Genomic DNA, 573 nt, shown 5'->3' on the forward strand with positions numbered 1-573 from the left:
CTCCGTGCGCGGACCCTCGAAGAAGCCGATCAGCACGCTTCCGCCCGGTCGGAGGTGCGCGGCGAGCGCCGCGACCGCGCCGGGCAGCTCCGCCGGCCGGAGGTGGATGAGCGAGTACCACGCGAGAACGCCCCCGAGGCAGTCGACGTCGAGCTCGAGCGCCGAGCCGAGCCGGAACGGGACGTCCGGGAACCGCGCCCGCGCCAGCGCGACGAACTCCGGCACCGGGTCGACGCCGATCGCGGCGGCTCCGCGGCGCTGGAGGAACTCCGTCCAGTGCCCGGGCCCGCAGCCCACGTCGGCGACCGTGCCCTCCAGCCCGTCGGCCCACGACCCGATCAGCTCACGGTCGGCCGCGGGCCCCGCGTCGACCGATCCGAGCAGCGCCGCGTACTCCTCCGCCCGCGCGCCGTACGCGTCCCGCACCTCGTCCATCCGGCGAGCGTAGGCCGCCCGGGAGCGGCGCGCACCGGGCAGTCGGAGGCGCGTGGCACGTTCCGCGGTGCCGTTGGCGCGGCTCGGGCGGCGCGGTCCAGTGGCGCGTTCTGACGTCCGAGCGCGCCTGCCCCGTGA

At 77.3% G+C, this 573-nt stretch carries 1 protein-coding gene; it reads right to left on the bottom strand.

What is annotated here, in order from left to right:
• The coding region (locus C5C24_RS17495; protein WP_104305571.1) for a trans-aconitate 2-methyltransferase at nucleotides 1–435 on the bottom strand (435 nt) is incomplete at its 3' end.
• Nucleotides 436–573: the final 138 nt, after the last annotated feature.

This window comes from Rathayibacter sp. AY2B3 (genome assembly GCF_002931755.1).
Lineage (GTDB): Bacteria > Actinomycetota > Actinomycetes > Actinomycetales > Microbacteriaceae > Rathayibacter.